Raw genomic sequence first — 19,647 nt, 5'->3', positions numbered from 1 at the left:
AAAGGCGTTATTTTTTGGTTAAGTGACAACTAAAAAGTAGTTGTATACCCTAATATTTTTATTTATCTTAATGACAAAAAGAGTACTTTTACGTGAAAACGACTGCTTGGAAACAATTGACGGCACCGCTTTTTGAGCCTTATGCGCGTTATCAGCACGCCGATATATTACATGCAATACGTTTGGGTATTGCCATTATACTGGCTCTCTTAGTCAATATTATTAGTGGCTTTCCTCATGGCGAGTGGACGACGATTACCGTTTTTATTATCTTGGGGTTGTTGCAATTTCAAGGTGCCATTTATACTAAGGCTAAAGAGCGAGTTTTAGGAACGCTGTTAGGCATCGTTGCTGCGATCGGCATTATAGGGTTCAGTCGCAGCGTGGGTACGTGGCTATGGATAGACTTTGCTATTATAGGGATATTTAGTGGTATTATCGGTTATATGGCTATTAGAAATCTCGGTTATACGGGTTTATTGACTGGTATTACCATGCTGATGATTGTCTCGGAATTGGGTCATAGTAGTATCGGGCAAGATGGTATGTACCGCGCTTTAAATATTCTATTAGGTACTGGGGTTGCGGTAGCAGCGACTTTGATTTTGCCACTGAAATCAACATTGATGTGGCGGTTCTTATTGGCGAGTAATCTTGAGTCTTGTAGTCATCTCTATGCTGGAGTAGGCGATCATATTGATAGTGCTGATGAAGAGGTTGATGACTCGGTACAGAACATGAATCCAGTTGCTTTTACGGTCAGTGGTATACCTGTCGATAAAACGTTGGTCACGGAGCTGCAGCAGATCAACAAGCGACTCTTAGCCGTACGTCCACATATTGCGGCAACTGCGAGTGAATCTGGCATAAAAAAAGAGAAGCTTGAGACCATTCAGCGCATGCATCGCAATATTATTGGCACGATCGACTTGCTACTAACTGCGGCACCACGTTTGGCTAATATTAGCATTGATGATGACAATCATGTATTGCTTATACATTATCAACACGAGCTAACGCAAGCGATGCAACATATCGCTGCTGTATTACGTAGCCCAAATGACGAAGTATTTCGTCCTATTACACGTATTGCCGTCTCAGAATACCCTAGCGTGCAACAATTAGCTTTTGAGTGGCAAGGTTACTTTTGGTTGACTCAAACGTTGCAAACACAGCTACAACAGCTGAGTGACTTATTACAGATGACTAAACCCAAGTGGTTTGCATCGTCTGGTATTAGCTATCAGCGCCGTGAGCAGCGCCGTATTAAAGAGCAAGGCCATGAGACAGATTTGCATCTATAAGGCTCTTCTACTGATAACGGATTAAGCATAAAAAACGCCAACCATAAACGGTTAGCGTTTTTTGATATTTACTTTCTATTGATTGCCAATATTAAAGCTTAGCGTCCCGTTTTTAGCATATCCCAATACTGTTGATACACTTGCAACGCTTCGTCGCCAACATCTTCTTGGAACTCGGCTTTGGCTAAAGTCTCTTTACTGGGATAAATAGTAGCGTTGTTACGCACTTCATCGGTCATCAGCTCACGTGCCGCTATATTCGGTGATGCATAGCCAATCTCTTCACTAACGATTTTGGCGTTCTCAGGCTGCAACAGATAGTTGATAAACTGATGTGCCGCATCGACGTTTTTGGCGTTCTTAGGAATTACAAAGTTGTCCATCCACAGTATCGCGCCCTCGCTAGGGTATTTATAAACTAAGCTGGTTAAGCCCTCATCATTTGCCATGACTGCCTCGCCATTCCATGTCATACCGACATTGGTTTCGCCTTCGATATAGGGAATACGCGTGGCATCTGAGTTAAAGGTTTTGACATTCGGCATTAAGGTAGTGAGCTTGTCATAAGCGGCTTTGATCTCGTCAGGGTTAGTGCTGTTACCTGAGTAGCCAAGGGTTAAGAGCGCCATGCCGAATACTTCACGCATATCATTCATCAGCATGACCTGATTTTTATATTCAGGCCGCCACAGATCATTCCAACTATTCACGGTAGCAGGATCAACTTCATCCCCATTAATAGCTAAGCCCGTACTGCCCCACATATAGGGGATAGAGTATTTATTTTCAGGATCGACTTTAGTATTGGTAAATGAGGTGTCTAGATTCTTAAAATTACTCAGTTTAGATTTATCTAATTCTTGTAAAAGATCCTCTTTCGCCATCTTTTCGACATAATAAGTCGAGGGAATAGCAAGATCATACTGGCTCGAATCATCCAATAATTTGAGCTTGGCATACATCGCTTCGTTAGAATCAAAGGTCGTGTAATTAACCGATATTCCTGTCTTATCCTCAAAGCCATCAAGGATCTCTTGTGGCATATATTCAGACCAGTTATACAGATTGAGCGTGATATTACTATCCGCTGCGCCATCTGTCGCTGGATCACTAGAGTTGCTACAGCTAGCTAAACTTAAGCCAATAGCTGCACATATTAAGGCCTTGGGTAGCCTACGAGTCGTGGTGTCAGTAGAAAATAAGGTCAAAAAAGTTCTCCAAAATAAGACAAATCAATAAACTTATATCTTTATGGTCATTATCTAGCAACATTTAAAGGGTAAGAATCTTTATCTATGTATCGTCGATTTATTTCGAAACTATCAATCATGCTATGATTGGCGCTGTTTTATATTATAAATTATAAGCATAAGCTATTCACAACTATAATTAAGGACAATTATAATGAGTAAGACTCAAGCTACTATTCCAGCATTATTAACCGATAAAGTCGTCATCGTGACAGGCGCAAGCCGTGGCCTCGGCGCCCAAATCGCTACGCAAATGGCGGCAGCAGGTGCAAGTGTTTGCGTCAATTATCTCAATAGTGAAGCTGCTGCGAACAAGATAGTCGCTGATATAGAGAAAGCTGGCGGGCAAGCTTTTGCTTATTGTGGTGATGTGTCTGATTTAACTCAAATGCAGGCGATGGCAGCGGAAGTGATCAAGCGTTTTGGACGCATTGATGTGTTAGTGAATAATGCCTTGCCAAGTTATCAGTTCGATCCAAGCGCAGACTACACTAGCATTGAAACCGTTCAATGGACGCACTTCTCGCAGCAGATTGACGGCATTGTCAAAGGCGCAGTAAATACCGTTCAAGCGGTATTGCCGCAAATGAAAACCCAGAAAATGGGCAAGATTATCAATATCTCAACCAATCTCGTTTATAACCCAGTGGTCACTTATTACGACTATACCACCGCCAAATCTGCACTGATTGGTCTAACCCGTAATTTGGCGAGCGAGCTTGGGCAATACGGTATTCGTGTGAATCTGTTAGCAGGTGGACTTCTAAAAACGACCGATGCCAGTAGCTTGACGACAGAGGAAGTATTTGACTATATCGCAACGACCACGCCACTACGTCAAGCTACCTCAGTTACCGATTTTGCTAATTCCGTATTACTGATGGCATCAGATTTAAGTGCGGCCATTACGGGTCAGTCTATCGCGGTTGACGGTGGTTTGACCATGCCGTAGCAGCTATATAAGAAGATAGTTTTAGAAAAAAAATATTAAAGAGAAGATATGAGTAATCGTAAAATCGCGGGCATTATTACAGCTGCCATAGGGCTATGCGCTATCATGGTGTTTTTTAACACAGGCATGGATACCTCACTATTAAGCTGGCCGCTGGAGACCTATCTTGGTGTGGCGTTTACCATGGGCTGGCTGACCAATATGCCAGCGTGGCTTACTTGCTGGCCGCTTTGCTATTTATTTTGATTGCTGTAGGTCTGTATAAACTTGGCAGTTGGATCTATGATTTGGTAACGGAGCGCAGGTAAAGCGTCTTAACCTTTCAGTATTATTATCAATAGTGTAAAGCTACTATCCATTAGATAAACCTCAGTGACGCGCTTATTTTAAAGACCTATATTTATATAGGTCTTTACTTTTATAGCTTAGTTGCCTTCGCATCGGTTAGACCAATATTGTTTATTACTAATTGTTTCTATATTCCATAAAAATAGTTTGTTTTTATTTAAAAATTATGATTAAATTCGAAATTTTGTTCAGAGCTTAGAATTCTACTAAGTTCTGATAATAGTCAAACATCGGATAGGGATTATGATTTATGCAAGGAAATGGCTCACCAAATGGTAGTTCGCCCAATAATAATTTTGAAGTAGAAGCTAAAAGCTCACGTATGCAGCGTTTTTTGAAGGGCGTTGAGTGGCTAGGTAATTTATTGCCACATCCTGTGATTTTATTCGTATGGATGTCGGTGCTTTTATTGGTGTTATCAGCCTTATTCTCATACTTGGGTGTCTCAGTCATTGATCCACGACCCGAGGGTACAAAAGGACGTAGCGAAGATGGTGTTATTCAGGTTGTCAATCTACTAAACGGCGAGGGGCTGGCACGCATCGTTGAAAACTTAGTGACCAACTTCACAGGATTTGTGCCTTTAGGTACGGTGCTAGTGGCGTTACTAGGGGTCGGTATTGCAGAATACTCAGGCATGATTTCAGCCGCATTGCGCGGGCTAGTGTTAAACGCACCCAAAAAGATGGTGACGTTTACCATTGTCTTTGCCGGTATCATGTCGAATACCGCAGCGGAGCTTGGTTATGTGGTATTGATACCACTGGCGGGAGTTATATTTCATTCGCTTGGTAGACATCCACTAGCAGGTATCGCAGCAGCATTCGCTGGAGTATCGGGTGGCTATAGCGCTAATCTATTGCTAGGTACGGTCGATCCCTTATTATCAGGAATCACCCAAGAGGCGGCACGTATTATCGATCCTGCCTATACCGTTGGTGCAGAAGCCAACTGGTACTTTATGGTCGTAAGTACGGTGCTAATCAGTGCTCTGGGTTATTTGGTGACTGAGAAAATCGTTGAGCCAAGCTTAGGGGAATACAACCCAAATGACGCTGACGATCCTTCTATACTAGAGACGAAAGCTGAACATGTCAGTGCGATTGAGAAAAAAGGTCTAGTATGGGCAGGCGTCAGTATGCTGGTGTTCTGCTTATTGCTCGCGTGGACAGTTGTACCCGCTGATGGGGTACTGCGTAATGCCGAAACAGGACTGGTCTCAGGGTCACCTTTCTTGAATGGTATAGTTGTCTTTATCTTTGTATTTTTTGCGATACCAGGTTATATCTACGGCAAAATCACTGGCAGCATAAAAAGTAATCAAGACGTTGTTGATGCGATGAGCAATGCAATGAGCTCACTCAGTATCTATATTGTCTTAGTGTTCTTTGCCGCGCAGTTTACTGCATTTTTCAACTGGTCAAACCTTGGCTCAGTGATGGCCGTAGCAGGCGCAACTTTCCTCAATGATATTGGTCTGACAGGACCATTCTTATTAGTTGGATTTATCTTAATCTGTGCAATGGTCAACTTAATGCTCGGCTCAGCCTCTGCTCAGTGGGCTATTACTGCGCCGATATTCGTCCCTATGCTGATGCTCACAGGCTATGCCCCTGAAATGATCCAAGCGGCATATCGTATCGGTGATTCGACCACTAACATCATTACGCCTATGATGAGCTATTTTGGTCTGATTATGGCAGTAGCTATTCGCTACAAAAAGAACACGGGTGTCGGCACACTGATGGCGATGATGTTGCCGTATTCTATTGCGTTTTTGATTGGTTGGGTTATATTATTCTGCGTTTGGGTATTTGTATTTGGTCTGCCTGTCGGGCCAGGTTCTGAGACCTTTTATCCTGCAAGATAACTTCTAAAATTATCTTGATAAACAATAGCCCTTGCCGAATATTAGCAAGGGCTATTGTTTATAGATTGGCGTTTAAAAGACTCAAAATTAAACCTTCTGCCCCACAGACAACTGATCAAGTACCGCCTGAATACCATACTCTTCGATTGTCCCTGTGACCAAGTCGGCACGTTCTTTCAGGGCAGGTTGCGCGTCACCCATCGCCACTGCAAATCCTACTAAGTCAAACATCTCAAGATCATTCATGCCGTCACCAAATGCCATACAGTCATTAGCGTCTACATCATAATATTTGCAAACATCCGATATTCCACGTGCTTTTGAGGCATCTACTGGCAAGATATCTGCGCCTACCGTATGCCAATGCACGAGCTTTAACTCGTCTTGCGCAAAGTTAACGTCCTGCATTTTATCGATTTGATTATTAAAGAATACCGAGCACTGATAGACAGTATTGGTTTTATAATAATCAGGGTCAAGAATTGAGTTAGGCGTGATTGAATTGTACTCACGTAAGCGCTCATTTTCAGCAGACCAAGCAATATGAGTTGCAGAGTCAAATTTATGAATGAGTTTGCTAGTCTGGCACAGCTGCACAATTTTGGAGGTTTGTGTGTCTGAAAGCGGATAGTGACTGATAATACCGTCTTTATTAAAGCTGTATTGCCCATTCATACAGATAATAGCGTCGAGTACGTCAGCATCAAGCAAAGCCAAAATATCAGGCGGCAGGATCGCTCTTGAACGTCCTGTAGAGATGATTAGCTTAATGTCACTGCTGGCTAATGCCTCTAGTGTCGCTTTATTATGCTCGGCAATAACGCCCTTACGACTTAAGGTATCATCAATATCAAAGAAGATAATTTTTGGCGTTGGTATTGGCGTTGATATCGCAGTATTTGTCGGCGCTCCACTGGACTTAAATTCGGTAAACATAATAATCCTATTATTTTTTATTAATACAAATACTACTATAGTTAGTCTCTATAGATAAGTGCATATAAGGTAATGTTTGCGGTTTAGCTTTATGCAGCACTTATTAACAGACAGTTGTATAGGGTGGGTTAGCGAAGCGTCATCTGACAAATAGTCTAGATAACAGTTAACATTGGCGGGTTACGTTTTATCTTCATTCTCTGCGAGAATATACTAAAACTAACCCACCCTACGAGAGTAAAATGATCGCTTTAGAAGCGCTTGCTAATCCTCTTTATCAAGCTTCGCCAAAAACTGCTCGGCATTATCTAAGTGCTCTTGCTGTTGCTCTTTATCCATTTTATCCCACATAGCGAGTAGCATACCGATGCGTGGATTTTTACTAAAGAACTCACGATGCACCTGCATAAATCGCCAAAACAACCCATCCCAAATCGCTGCCCACTCTAACAACTCACTTTTAGATTTGACCTGATAGTTACTCATTTTATTAATATAGTTACTACCACTGATATAGGGTTTGGTCGCGACCATCCCGCCATCGGCAAACTGACTCATGCCGTAAACGTTGGGCACCATCACCCAATCATAAGCATCGATAAACAGCTCCATGAACCATTGATAGACTTCATCAGGGTCAAATTCACACAGCAGCATAAAGTTGCCAAATATCATCAGCCGCTCGATATGATGCGCGTAACCTGTTTTAAGCACTTTTTTAATGGTGTCATCGATAGGCACGATGCCCGTATCACCGGTATAAAAGCTCTTGGGTATCTTGCGAGTAAAGCCCCAAAAGTTAGTACTACGCTGCTTGCGACCGACGGACTCATACAGCCCATACATAAACTCACGCCAACCGATAATCTGACGAATAAAACCTTCTAACGAGTTGATAGGGATATCGTACTCTTCGCTACACTCAAGCGTGCGCTCAATGACCTGTCGCGGGGTTAACAGGCCAGTGTTAAGCATTGGCGTCAGCAGACTATGATGCAAGATATGCTCGTCATCGACTATCGCATCTTCGTATTTACCAAAGTCTTTAAAGCGCTTTGATAGAAAGTTCTCTAGCCACTGTTCTGCCTCATCATGAGTGGTCGGATAACGAAAATCTGAATTTATCTCACCATAGTGCTTGCTAAAATTATCCTCAACATAATCTATTGCCTCTTCATAATGCTCACTTAATTCAGGAAAAGTTACATCGGGTGGCGTCTGTTTACGGGGGTACTTTTTACGATTATCCTCATCGAATGACCATTTTCCACCGATAGGTTCATCTTCGTCATCAACCAGTATCTTTTCACGCTTGCGTTGCTCGATATAAAAGTCATGATGGAACAAACGGTTATCGCGAAAGAAGTCGCAATAGACGGGTAGAGGATTGAGAAACATCGGTGTAGGAGAGACATCAAAGTCGATATCCGCGTCTAATATGGTTTGTTGAATATGCATCCGTAGCCAGTCATCGACCACATCAATACAGTATATTTTTTCAATAGCTTCATCATTGTCAGGCTCATTTTTATGACTTATAAAGCTAGCAATTAGCTGACGGCAGTCGCTATGCTCATGAGTGGAGTCTATATAAGTGACGCTTTTACCTGCATCAATCAGCGTCTGCTCATAAACTTTCATACTGGCACGATGTAGCACTAGCTTTTGTTTATGAAAAGGAAATTGGGTGAAGTATAAATCTTCTTCAATCAGGTAGCAGTTATCTTGCCAAAGTGAGGTATCAGCAAACAGCTGGTGCGGGAATATTAGGCTGATTTTTTTACTCATAAGATACCCCTAATGTATTCGACACATTCTAGTATAAGTGAGGTTATGAGACCTATCTTAATAATTTACAAAAAGCTATGAATATCTTAAAGATTACTCTTTATTATAAAGCTATTGTTGATTATCGACATCAATTAGCCAAACGAAATTTATGCTTGTATTTTTATTAATCTGTTAAGGGAACAAACATGAAAATCTTCACTTTCAAAAAGCTGATGACGTTGACAGCGCTGGCATTATCTACGAGCACCTTTGCCATGGATGTCGAGTTCAACGATGAGATGTGGAACGCTGAGGCTATACCTGAAGGCCAACAGTGTCTCAACTTTGGTGGTAAGAATCCGGCCACACCGAGTATGACAGTGTCCAACATTCCAGCAGGCGCAGACAGTCTAGTATTCGTCTATAACGATGTGAGTAATAAGCGTATGCAACAAGGTGGGCATGGCATTGTCAGCTACGCGCTATCAGAGGGCATGGGTCGTGCTGATATACCGCGCGTATTCGGACATACTTATGAAGTGCCGGTCGGGATTGAGATGATAGCAGAGTACCGTAGCCGTGCAGGCGAGACAGCAGGCGCATATAAGCCACCCTGTTCAGGTGGCAAAAATCATCTGTATACAGTAGATGTACAAGCATGGCAGGGCGATACGATACTTGCTGAAACTAGTGTTGAAATGGGTCGATATTGATCGTTTAGATATTTTGATTTTCGTATAAAAACCGTCTATGCAGTATGTATAAATGGCTTTTTAGTAAAAGTAAGTGAGGTTTGCGACATCTGATCTACGAGTAAACATGGGTCAGTCGCATGTTAGAGCTGAGACAGTATTATAGGAAAATACAGATTAGACCTGTCAATTATTAGAATAATGATATCGAAGTAACTGTATCGACTTTTATAGTACAATTGTACTCCGAGAAGTATCGGTATCCTATCTCATCAAAATTTTAATCTGTATTTCTAGAAACAATAATGCTAGCTGACAAAAAATTATTAAGAAACGAAATGTTATTGATTATACTTCATCTCAAAGTATATTCTAAATCAGATCAGATTTTTATAAATAAGGTTTCTTATGAATACAACAACGAGCCAACCTGCATACAATAGAAAAACGCATGGCGAGCATATTCTTATCAACATGACATACATTGCCAAAAATGTCGATTTAGATTCGGGAATCGAGCTAACACGTGCACTCGAGTATTGGCGAAAATATTTTGAAGAAAACGATATAGTTTCAATTTTAGTCATTAGTGAAAGTTATTTTGTTCAAAGTTTTCAAGGAACAAGACCTGCTATCAATACTGCATTAGAAAAAATACTTGACGAACATTCAACCATTTTTCCTAATATTGTCAATATAGAGGAAATAGAATCCCGTCAATGGAATGGATTTTTAATCAAACATCTAACGTCAAGCGCTGAGGATGAAGAATACGCGCTAAAAAGCTTCTCAGCAGGTCTTGACTATAACCCCTATCTGATGAAAAGTACTCAGATTACAAGCTTTCTAAAAGCAATCTTTGAGGATAGGATATCTACCAAATTTTAACGCTATTATCTGTTTACTATAAGGGTAAGCTCTTTCAAAGTTGACATATGAATTAGCGCCACATAAATTATATCCATCGCAACGCGGTCAAACATGGTTGCGTGACAAGTCCGATAGAGTGGTCTTATTCAACCTTTAAAAAATGCGTAGATGAAGGGTTCTATTCGTCTGATTGGGGTGAAGCGGGAATTGATGGGTTTGAGTTAGATTATGATTGATGTTCAATTTAAGGGTTAGCTTTTCAGCATGGTTTTGCTGGGCTAAAAGCCCAGCCTACGTTTGCTTGCTATGACTACTCCCAATATTTGTAGCCCTCAGCTTTTATAAATTCCATTAAAAAATCTGTAAAATCTTTTTTCAAATAAAACCAGTCTTCGCGTTCGTAAAGTGGTAAAGATATTATTATAGTACCAAAATCATCAGCATCTTTATCACATCTAAGTATTATAAAGTCACTATCTCCAAGAAATTCACCAACGATTAAATCACCTACTATTAAACTACTTGCTCTATAGCTTGATAGCCAAAAATTTATCTTATTTGTAAAATCTTTCAAGCTATAAATATTTAATCCAGCTTGACCGTAGTGTTCATCCAAAAATAACAAAGCACCGTTACTAATTAATAAAAACTGCTTATATTCAATGGGTAAATCTTCTATCTCTAATAAACTAAAGGTTTTAATGATTTCAGACTCTGAAGCCCCATCATTTATTATACAAGACAATTCAAATGAGTAATCCTCATTATCATAACTAGCTTTTTTTGGTTGATTCCAATTTTCTTTAAGAAATTTTATTTTTGCCTTTATATCCATCATTCTGTGCCTGTTTAAAAAACTTTTATTTGGCAACTATTAGCAAGCGTAGGCTGGGCTTTTAGCCCAGCTCTCTAAAATTCAAAAACCCTAATACACAACCTCAACCCCAGTCACATTCTGAAAGCCCCTAGGCAGTTGTCCACCGCGATTACCGCGCGTTCCTGTGTAATTGGCTAAATCCATCGGCTTCAACGTCACATGACGCTTGCCAGCAGTAATGATCAGACTATCTTGCTTACTTAATGGCGTGATTGCTAATACCTCTTCATCACCTTTTAGGGTTATCATTTTATTACCTTTACCACGGGCTTGTTCAGGCAAATCATCGAGCGCAAAAATTAATAAATAACCTGCATTGGTCACGACAGCAAGATGATCAGGTGTGGCTGTTATAGAGCTGCCATCGCCGCTATTAGCATCAATACGAGCGACGGGTAACAGACGACTGTCAGCCGCTAGGTTGATGATATTTTTACCTGCTTTTTGATTGCTATCGAGATTACCAATAGTATTGATAAAGCCATAACCTTGTGAGCTGGCGAGAATAATACGCTGATCGTTATCACCGGTTAATAGCTGCTCAAAGTGCGCGCCAGCTGGTGGCTTAAGTACGCTAGTGAGTGGATCGCCTTGACCGCGCGCCGAGGCTAAATTATGCGCGTCGATACTATAGCTACGACCTGTACTATCGAGGACGTAGATTTTTTCGTTAGATTTACCGCGCACGTAGGCTTGATAGCCATCCCCTGAGCGATAACTCATGGTGGTCGCATCGACTTCATGGCCTTTTGCAGCGCGTATCCAACCTGCTTTTGACAATACCGCCGTAATCGGCTCGCTCGGTACTAGATCGGACTCTTTGAGCGCTTGTGCTTCTTCGCGCTCGGCTAATGGCGACATCCGATTATCACCATGAGCTTTCATATCTTCGGTCAGCTCATCAATGATTAGACCCGTTAGGCTCTCAGGATTATCGAGGTATTCCTGCAATGTGGCGCGCTCTGCTGCCAGATCATCTTGCTCACGACGTAGCTCAAACTCTTCTAATTTTGCTAATTGACGCAGACGAATATCCAAAATCGCGTTGGCTTGGATCTCGCTGAGATCATAGCCTGTCATTAATGCTAATTTGGGGTCGTCCTCTTCACGAATGATACGAATCACTTCATCGATATTTAGATAAGCGATTAATAGTCCTGCGAGAATATGCAAGCGCTTATCTATTTTATCAAGGCGATACTCTAGGCGACGCGTGACCACTGAGCGGCGACTGACTAACCATTCGGCTAAGATTTCTTTTAGGTTTTTAACTTGTGGCTTACCGTTTAGGCCAATCACATTCATATTGACACGGTAATTGCTCTCAAGCTCAGTACTAGCAAACAGATGGCTCATGACCCGTGCCACATCAACGCGGGTTGATTTTAGCTCTAAGACAATACGGCAAGGGTTTTCGTGGTCGGACTCATCATGAATATCAACGACCCAAGGCAGTTTTTTATCCGTCATGAGTTTGGCGATTTGCTCTTGAATCTTATTACCTGAGACTTGATAGGGTAGCGCATCGATGATGACAAGATTTTTTTCTTTAGGATCAATATGGAAAGTCGCGCGCATTTTATAGCTACCGCGTCCACTCTCGTATAGTGCTTGTAGATCTTTCTTGCTAGTGATGATCTCAGCCGAAGTTGGTAGATCAGGCGCTGGTATCGATTGAGTTAATTGCTTAACCGATAGCTCAGGGTTTTTGAGCAAACGAATAGCGGCGCGTACCACTTCATTAAGATTATGCGGTGGAATATCGGTTGCCATCCCAACCGCGATACCTGTCGTACCGTTCAATAAAATATTAGGCAGACGCGCAGGCAAGGTCGTTGGCTCTTGCATAGTGCCGTCAAAGTTATCTTGCCAATCGACCGTGCCTTGACCGAGTTCCGCTAGTAAAGTATTGGCATAAGCCGACATTTTGGCTTCGGTATAGCGCATCGCGGCAAAGGATTTAGGATCATCAGGGCTACCCCAATTCCCTTGGCCAAATATCAGTGGATACCGATAGCTGAACGGCTGTGCCATGAGTACCATCGCCTCATAGCAAGCGCTGTCACCATGTGGGTGATATTTACCCAACACGTCACCGACCGTACGCGCGGACTTTTTGGGCTTACTTGATGACTTAAGACCCAGCTCGCTCATCGCATAAATAATGCGCCGCTGTACAGGTTTTAGACCATCGGCAATGTTAGGCAGTGCACGATCCATGATCACGTACATGGCATAGTTGAGGTAGGCTTGCTCAGTAAATTCGGCGACCGAGCGCGTATCTAGCGCATCGTTGTCTGGAATCACGTTATCGATAATATCAGGCATAAAATAGGTTTCGCTTTTATAGTTTTGATTTTGATAAGAGATTTTAATTTGCTATATATTATAAGGGCGGTTTGCAGATAAGCACCTTATAAGAGGCTTCTAAGTAATAATAAAGTAGTCCTATCTTAAAGCAAATGACAATAAGTAAAAAGGCAACTGAGATAATAGACGACAAGCTATGACGTGGTGTTTATAATTTTAGCCATAATTTTATAGATAGCTTTTAAACAATGAGTTAAGTAGTATTAATAAAAGATTTTACTTATTTTAGTCAAAATAAATCATTACTCATTACTCATTACTTATTATAATTTATAAGGATATTACCTATGTCAGTATCTACATTGCGCCTCCGTAAATATAAATTAGCAAAAAACGCACTGTTAGTAAGTGCGATAGCGTTTAGCTTGACAGCTTGTGGTACACAACAAAGGAGTGAGCCACTAAGAGCTGAGCCGTCCAGCAGTACAGTAAATCAAAACTCGCCAGTAGTAGTGAGCCCTATGTCACAAGCAGATATGGCGTCATCAGCAAAGATGGCCAGCGCTGGTAATGCTATTAGGATGTCACCCGGCGTCGTGCAGCCCAAAGATCGTGACAATTACCAAGATAATAAGCCAAATCCTGTCAATAAAACCAGCGAGATGGCAGTAGCAACGCTATCTATCGATACTGATACGGGCAGCTATGCCAATGTGCGACGCTATCTCAATGAAGGTCAGCTGCCGCCAGTCGATGCAGTACGCGTTGAGGAGATGCTAAACTACTTTAATTATCAATTCGACGATGGCAAACGTCTAGGTAATGCGCCTTTTATAGTAGCAACCGAAGTCGTCGACTCGCCATGGGATAGAGCCGATCAGGATAATAAAATCGTTAAAGTGGCGATAAAAGCAGTCGATCCAAAACAATATATAGCCGCTCCCCAGCTACCGCCAGCGAACTTGGTATTCTTGATTGATGTATCAGGCTCGATGTCCTCGCGCGATAAGCTGCCATTAGCACAGTCCTCGCTAAAGCTACTCACTCAGCAATTGCGAGCGCAAGATAGCGTCAGTATTGTGACTTATTCAGGTCGTACGAGTGTGGCTTTGCCTATGACTGGCGGCGATGAAAAGGCTAAAATTATAGCGGCTATCGATAGCTTGAATGCGGCAGGCTCTACCAATGGCGAAGATGCGCTAAAGCTGGCTTATAATCAAGCGGCGCAGTCGATGCAAAAGAACGGCATTAATCGTATTGTGATGCTGACTGATGGTGACTTCAATGTCGGTATTAGCGATGTCGATGAGATGCTTGATCTGGTCAAAGCCAATCGCGATCGCGGCATCTCATTATCGACGGTAGGCTTTGGTCGTGGCAATCTGAATGATTATATGATGGAGCAAATGGCAAATAATGGTAATGGTAATTATAGCTATATTGATAGTCTTACCGAATCCAAAAAAGTCTTTAACGATGAGCTGGCGTCCACTTTTAATACGGTTGCGAAAGACGTCAAAATCCAGCTTGAGTTCAATCCTGAAGTGATAAGTGAATGGCGCTTGATCGGCTATGAGAACCGTGTTTTGAGTGAGCAAGACTTCAATAATGATAAAGTCGATGCGGGTGAGCTTGGGGAAGGTAAAGCGGTGGTTGCGCTATTTGAAGTCACGCCAGTAGGGCAGGTAGGCCTATATAGCGAGCGCCGTTATGACAGTAACAAAGATAAAGCAAATAATAAAAACAATAACAAAGCCAACAGCAAAACTAATGAGCTCGGTTTCTTAAAATTACGCTATAAAGAACCTACAGGTGCTAGCTCTAAGCTTGTTAGCCAAGCTATTATTAATAGTAGCCGAGATTTGAGCAAAGCCAACAGTGACACTCAGTTTGCAGTCGCAGTTGCAGGGTTCGGTCAACGTTTATCTCAAAGTCAATATATCAATGACTGGAACTACACTGATAGCGGTAAGCTGGCCAATACCAGTATCGCTCGCCAGCCAAGTAGCGATAAAGAAGGCTTGCGACGTAATTTTGTTAGCTTAACTGAACTGGCAAAAGCACTTGATAATAAAAATTAAACTATAACCAGATACAACCTATCTAAAATCGGTTTACTACGGTGCTATTACGATAAATATAAGCATAATAATCAAATAGTTAGTATACTTGGCGTTATTTAGTACGTAGTATTAAGTAATGCCCTACCGCTTTGATTCTATTTAAAGTATTGACCGCCAAGTCACCTTACAAACCCAAGTTGCCATCTTTTATATTGAGTAGTTTGTATAAAGTGTGTATGTTAAGCAACAAAGGGTTATTCAGCGTATATTATCACTAGGAGAAACAAGATTATGGACAATCAAACCACTGCAACTCGTAATAACGACCCCGTCTGGTTGAAGACTTACGAAGAATTAGGTATAACTTATAACATCGACATGCCAGCTAATAATACCTCGCTTATTGATATCTTCGAAAAAAGCTTTGCAGAACATGGTGACAAAACAGCGTTTATCTGCATGGACGCGAAAATTACCTTTCGTGAAGTGGACATTTATAGTCGTCAAATTGCTGCATACCTTCAGTCTTTGGGATTATCAAAGGGTGATAAAGTCGCCGTAATGATGCCAAATATTTTGCAATTGCCAGTGACGGTCATTGCTGTGTTGCGTGCAGGCTATACGCTAGTCAACGTCAATCCTTTGTATACCACTCACGAGCTTGAGCATCAATTAACGGATTCTGAAGCTAAAGTACTCATTATGGTTGAGAACTTTGCCAAAACTTATCAGGATATCGGGCGCAAAGTTGTCGATAAAGTCGTCATCACTGGCATGGGCGATATGATGGGTATGCTCAAAGGCTTTATGGTCAACGCAGTGGTTCGTCATGTCAAAAAAATGGTACCCGCCTATAATATTGATGGTAGTGCTACTTTTAAGTCGATGCTTAAGCACAGCGCTAGCAAATACAAGCGCCCAGATAACATTACTTTAAATGATATTGCTGTATTACAGTATACTGGCGGTACCACTGGTGTTGCCAAAGGCGCGATGCTCACGCACAAAAACTTAGTGGCTAATCTTATTCAATGTAATACCTTTTTGGGTAAAGCGTTTGATTCATTTGATCAAAAAGGTGAGCAGGCAGTCATCATTACAGCACTGCCTTTGTATCATATCTTCTCATTTACTATCTGTGGCATGTTCGGTCTATACCGTGGCTGTGTTGGTCTACTGATACCTAATCCACGTGATATGGATAGTTTGTTAAAAGCTTATAAAACGTATCCACCTGCCTTCTTCCCAGCCGTAAATACATTGTTCAATGCCTTGGCTATCAATGAAGAATTTATCGGCATGGATCATAGTAAGCTAAAGGTCTCTATGGGCGGCGGTATGGCCGTTATGAGTACAACGGCTGAAAAATGGCGTCAAATTACAGGTAATGTCATCCTACAAGGTTATGGTTTATCTGAGACCTCGCCAGTTGCTACCGCTAATCCTATGAATACAACGACATTTAGTGGCACCATCGGTGTTCCTATGCCGCAAACAGATATCGCTATTTTAGATGATGATGGCAACGAAGTCGCTATCGGTGAGCGCGGTGAGATTAGTGTTCGTGGTCCACAGGTTATGAAAGGCTACTGGAAGCGTGCTGAGGCAACCGCTGAGGTCATGACTGATGATGGTTTCTTCAAAACAGGTGATATCGGTATCATGGCTGATGATGGTTATTTAACGATCGTCGACCGTAAGAAAAATATGATCTTAGTCTCAGGTTTTAACGTTTATCCTACTGAGGTTGAAGAGGTCATGTCAGCGCATCCAAAGATCATCGAATGTGGTGTTATCGGTTTACCAGATGACAAGAGTGGCGAGATTCCAAAGATATTTGTCGTTCGTCAAGACAGCAGCCTGACTGAGCAAGATGTTCTGAACTACAGTAAAGAGCACCTCACAGGCTACAAGCGTCCGCGTTATGTGGAGTTCATTGACGAGCTGCCTAAATCTAATGTCGGTAAAATCTTACACAAAGACCTGCGAGCTATGGAAGAAAAAAACAACGCTTAGTTTGTTATTGTTAACAGTAAGAAAATAAATGATAAGGTGGCTTAAGTGCTACTTTATCATTTTTTTATGCTGTGGTTTTAGGTCATAGCATCTTAGTAAGATGGATATCACCGCTATAGTTGTGAATAATCAAGCAGCCACTAATCAACAGAGTTGGAGCTAGAGAAATAATGTCAAAACTGCTATAGTGCCAGCAAATACCGACATGACACAGCGCTTAAAAGCATACATAATTCTAAAATTTTAGTAGTAAATGCCCGACAATATATCGGCTCATTGCCAAACTGTAAGCCTAGTATTTTCAAGCCTAATACTTTCAAGCTCACCATATGAAGCGTAGCGCTTTAAGCTTAATTAAAGGATAACCTGCTGATGACTAATACCAATGAGTTTCCAACGATGCCAACTATTGCAAGTGATAGACCTTGGCTAAATGCTTATGAGCGTTACGGTATCGATGCCACTATCGATATGCCAGATGACGAAACCTCATTACTTGATGTCTTTGAGCGCAACTTTCGCCGTTACGGCAAAAAGCCTGCTTATATCTGCATGGGCGCTTCTATTAGCTTTAAAGAATTGGATTTATACAGTCGACAAATAGCCAGTTATCTGCAATCTTTAGGATTGAATAAAGGTGATAAAGTTGCCGTTATGATGCCGAATATTTTGCAGTATCCTATCGTTGCACTTGGTATCATCCGCGCAGGCATGGTGCTCGTCAATGTCAATCCGATGTATACCAGTCGCGAGCTGTCACATCAGCTGCATGATAGCGGCGCCAAAGCATTATTTATCGTTGAGAATTTTGCCAAGACCTACGAAGAGGCCGAAGATAAAGGTCAAGTTAAGCACGTAGTCGTCTGCAAGATTGGTGATATGTTAGGGACGATCAAGGGAACCGTTGTCAATTTAGCCGCGCGTTATATTAAGAAGATGATTCCTGCGTATAATTTACCTAAGAGCACTAGCTTTAAAGAGGCGCTCAATACGGTATCGGCTAGCAAATATCAGCGTCCTTATCTGAATCTGAGCGATGTGGCACTACTACAATACACAGGCGGCACTACGGGCGTTGCCAAGGGCGCTATGCTATCCCATGGCAATTTGGTCGCTAATATGCTCCAGATCAGTGCGCTGATGAATAGCGCTTTTGATGATGATGCCAGCAGCGATGACGTTATATTGACGGCGCTACCGCTGTATCATGTGTTCTCGTTCATGGTTTGTGGAATGTACGGTATGTATCAAGGCTATGCTGGACTCTTGATTCCGAACCCGCGCGATTTGGATGGTTTAATCAAAGAGATGGGTAAATATAAGCCGGCCTTTATACCAGCGGTTAATACGTTATTCAATGGTCTAGTGCAAAAAAAGGCGTTTGCTGATTTGGACTTCTCCAACCTAAAAGCCGCTATCGGTGGCGGTATGTCAGTACTACCAAGCGTGGCAAAAGAATGGCATCAGATCACAGGCTTGCCTATCGTTGAGGGCTATGGTCTATCTGAGACCTCGCCCGTTGTAGCGTTTAACCCGATGACCATCGCTAAGTTCACAGGTAAGATCGGTATACCCGCCTCTAGCACTGATGTGGTACTGCTCGATGACGATGAGAATGAGGTCGAAATAGGCGAACGAGGTGAGATAGCGGTCAAAGGCCCACAAGTGATGATCGGCTATCAGAATCGTCCTGATGAAACCAAAAACACCTTTACTGCTAATGGCTATTTGAAAACGGGTGATATTGGTATTATGGACGAAAAAGGCTTTATCAAAATCGTTGATCGCAAAAAAGATATGATTATTGTCTCAGGTTTTAATGTCTATCCTAATGAGATTGAAGAGGTTATGACGGAGCATCCTAATGTATTAGAGTGCGGCGCTATCGGCATACCTAATGATGATCGCGGTGAAGATCCAAAGCTGTTTGTGGTCAAAAAAGGTGAGGTCACAGAACAAGAGCTGCTTGATTTTGGTAAAAAGCATTTAACAGGCTATAAGCGTCCGCGTCATATTGAGTTCGTTGATGAGCTGCCTAAATCTAATGTCGGTAAAATACTGCGTAAAGAGCTACGTAAAATGGAAGGCTTAGAGTAATCTAGCTGCCTATTCTAATAAGCTCCATAATCAGGTTTCTAAACTAAATTTCTAAACTAGGTTCTTAAACTAAGCTACTTTAAGAAAAACAAAGATACTTTAAGAAAGACAAAGATACTTTATCTTTGTTTTTCTGCATTTTAAACGCACAATGACGTTAGGCTTTTCTAGCGTAAATCTTGCTATTACGCGACTGTCACGTTAGGATATCTCATCAATTTTACGGTTTATTTTATTCACTGTTTATCCGTTTAGCTATTTATGATTCACAACACCGTACTCATTTTATACT

The 19,647-nt window shown here is 41.7% G+C and carries 14 protein-coding genes; 9 read left to right on the top strand and 5 right to left on the bottom strand.

Going from position 1 to position 19,647, the window contains the following annotated elements:
• Positions 1–92 precede the first annotated feature (92 nt).
• Entirely contained in the window at positions 93–1,304 is a 1,212-nt protein-coding gene (locus Q9G97_RS11405; protein WP_305898914.1) for an FUSC family protein, read from the top strand.
• A 98-nt stretch (positions 1,305–1,402) separates the two neighbouring features.
• Here the strand turns inward: Q9G97_RS11405 and Q9G97_RS11400 are convergent, their stop codons facing one another.
• A complete protein-coding gene (locus tag Q9G97_RS11400) occupies positions 1,403–2,512 on the bottom strand; it encodes a PotD/PotF family extracellular solute-binding protein (protein WP_305898913.1) in 1,110 nt (369 codons plus the stop codon).
• 196 nt (positions 2,513–2,708) lie between these two features.
• On the opposite strand from Q9G97_RS11400, the gene Q9G97_RS11395 reads away from it, so the two are divergent.
• From Q9G97_RS11395 to Q9G97_RS11385, 3 genes are all read left to right on the top strand, one after another.
• Positions 2,709–3,506 carry a 3-oxoacyl-ACP reductase gene (locus tag Q9G97_RS11395; protein ID WP_305898912.1) on the top strand — a complete coding sequence of 266 codons (798 nt, stop codon included), beginning with the start codon at positions 2,709–2,711 and terminating at the stop codon, positions 3,504–3,506.
• A gap of 48 nt (positions 3,507–3,554) precedes the next feature.
• On the top strand, positions 3,555–3,752 hold the full coding sequence (locus Q9G97_RS11390) for a hypothetical protein (RefSeq protein ID WP_227680268.1): 198 nt from the start codon (positions 3,555–3,557) through the stop codon (positions 3,750–3,752).
• Positions 3,753–4,104: 352 nt separating this feature from the next.
• Positions 4,105–5,724: an AbgT family transporter gene (locus tag Q9G97_RS11385; protein ID WP_305898911.1), complete on the top strand. Its 1,620-nt coding sequence runs from the start codon at positions 4,105–4,107 to the stop codon at positions 5,722–5,724.
• A gap of 87 nt (positions 5,725–5,811) precedes the next feature.
• On the opposite strand, the gene Q9G97_RS11380 is transcribed toward Q9G97_RS11385, so the two are convergent.
• Together Q9G97_RS11380 and Q9G97_RS11375 are read right to left on the bottom strand one after the other, a co-directional pair.
• Positions 5,812–6,660 carry a Cof-type HAD-IIB family hydrolase gene (locus Q9G97_RS11380; protein ID WP_305898910.1) on the bottom strand — a complete coding sequence of 283 codons (849 nt, stop codon included), beginning with the start codon at positions 6,658–6,660 and terminating at the stop codon, positions 5,812–5,814.
• Positions 6,661–6,924: 264 nt separating this feature from the next.
• Complete coding sequence (locus Q9G97_RS11375) at positions 6,925–8,448, bottom strand: cryptochrome/photolyase family protein (RefSeq protein WP_305898909.1); 1,524 nt, start codon at positions 8,446–8,448, stop codon at positions 6,925–6,927.
• A gap of 188 nt (positions 8,449–8,636) precedes the next feature.
• On the opposite strand from Q9G97_RS11375, the gene Q9G97_RS11370 reads away from it, so the two are divergent.
• Positions 8,637–9,143, top strand: a complete 507-nt coding sequence (locus Q9G97_RS11370; RefSeq protein ID WP_305898908.1) for a hypothetical protein — start codon at positions 8,637–8,639, stop codon at positions 9,141–9,143.
• Between the two features lie 387 nt (positions 9,144–9,530).
• Positions 9,531–10,010 carry a BLUF domain-containing protein gene (locus tag Q9G97_RS11365; protein ID WP_305898907.1) on the top strand — a complete coding sequence of 160 codons (480 nt, stop codon included), beginning with the start codon at positions 9,531–9,533 and terminating at the stop codon, positions 10,008–10,010.
• Positions 10,011–10,302: 292 nt separating this feature from the next.
• On the opposite strand, the gene Q9G97_RS11360 is transcribed toward Q9G97_RS11365, so the two are convergent.
• Together Q9G97_RS11360 and parC are read right to left on the bottom strand one after the other, a co-directional pair.
• On the bottom strand, positions 10,303–10,830 hold the full coding sequence (locus Q9G97_RS11360; RefSeq protein ID WP_305898906.1) for an SMI1/KNR4 family protein: 528 nt from the start codon (positions 10,828–10,830) through the stop codon (positions 10,303–10,305).
• An 87-nt stretch (positions 10,831–10,917) separates the two neighbouring features.
• Positions 10,918–13,197 (bottom strand): DNA topoisomerase IV subunit A, encoded by a 2,280-nt coding sequence (gene parC, locus Q9G97_RS11355; protein WP_305898905.1) that lies wholly within the window; start codon positions 13,195–13,197, stop codon positions 10,918–10,920.
• 329 nt (positions 13,198–13,526) lie between these two features.
• On the opposite strand from parC, the gene Q9G97_RS11350 reads away from it, so the two are divergent.
• The 3 genes from Q9G97_RS11350 (at position 13,527) to Q9G97_RS11340 (ending at position 19,355) form a co-directional block, all read left to right on the top strand.
• Positions 13,527–15,260, top strand: a complete 1,734-nt coding sequence (locus Q9G97_RS11350; RefSeq protein ID WP_305898904.1) for a von Willebrand factor type A domain-containing protein — start codon at positions 13,527–13,529, stop codon at positions 15,258–15,260.
• Between the two features lie 273 nt (positions 15,261–15,533).
• On the top strand, positions 15,534–17,258 hold the full coding sequence (locus tag Q9G97_RS11345) for an AMP-binding protein (RefSeq protein ID WP_305898903.1): 1,725 nt from the start codon (positions 15,534–15,536) through the stop codon (positions 17,256–17,258).
• Between the two features lie 372 nt (positions 17,259–17,630).
• Complete coding sequence (locus tag Q9G97_RS11340) at positions 17,631–19,355, top strand: AMP-binding protein (RefSeq protein WP_371747885.1); 1,725 nt, start codon at positions 17,631–17,633, stop codon at positions 19,353–19,355.
• Positions 19,356–19,647: the final 292 nt, after the last annotated feature.

The sequence above is a fragment of the Psychrobacter sp. M13 genome, assembly GCF_030718935.1.
GTDB classification, from domain to species: Bacteria; Pseudomonadota; Gammaproteobacteria; order Pseudomonadales; family Moraxellaceae; genus Psychrobacter; species Psychrobacter immobilis_G.
Note: the sequence above shows the minus strand (reverse complement) of the source record. Positions and strands in the feature narration are given on the sequence as shown.

Bases quoted from the DNA above. Each gene is read 5' to 3' on its own strand.
- Q9G97_RS11395 (WP_305898912.1), top strand. From the start codon at position 2,709: ATGAGTAAGACTCAAGCTACTATTCCAGCATTATTAACCGATAAAGTC.
- Q9G97_RS11350 (WP_305898904.1), top strand. From the start codon at position 13,527: ATGTCAGTATCTACATTGCGCCTCCGTAAATATAAATTAGCAAAAAAC.
- Q9G97_RS11340 (WP_371747885.1), top strand. From the start codon at position 17,631: ATGACTAATACCAATGAGTTTCCAACGATGCCAACTATTGCAAGTGAT.
- Q9G97_RS11380 (WP_305898910.1), bottom strand. From the start codon at position 6,660: ATGTTTACCGAATTTAAGTCCAGTGGAGCGCCGACAAATACTGCGATA.
- Q9G97_RS11390 (WP_227680268.1), top strand. From the start codon at position 3,555: ATGAGTAATCGTAAAATCGCGGGCATTATTACAGCTGCCATAGGGCTA.
- Q9G97_RS11360 (WP_305898906.1), bottom strand. From the start codon at position 10,830: ATGATGGATATAAAGGCAAAAATAAAATTTCTTAAAGAAAATTGGAAT.
- Q9G97_RS11385 (WP_305898911.1), top strand. From the start codon at position 4,105: ATGCAAGGAAATGGCTCACCAAATGGTAGTTCGCCCAATAATAATTTT.
- Q9G97_RS11345 (WP_305898903.1), top strand. From the start codon at position 15,534: ATGGACAATCAAACCACTGCAACTCGTAATAACGACCCCGTCTGGTTG.
- Q9G97_RS11365 (WP_305898907.1), top strand. From the start codon at position 9,531: ATGAATACAACAACGAGCCAACCTGCATACAATAGAAAAACGCATGGC.
- Q9G97_RS11370 (WP_305898908.1), top strand. From the start codon at position 8,637: ATGAAAATCTTCACTTTCAAAAAGCTGATGACGTTGACAGCGCTGGCA.
- parC (WP_305898905.1), bottom strand. From the start codon at position 13,197: ATGCCTGATATTATCGATAACGTGATTCCAGACAACGATGCGCTAGAT.
- Q9G97_RS11375 (WP_305898909.1), bottom strand. From the start codon at position 8,448: ATGAGTAAAAAAATCAGCCTAATATTCCCGCACCAGCTGTTTGCTGAT.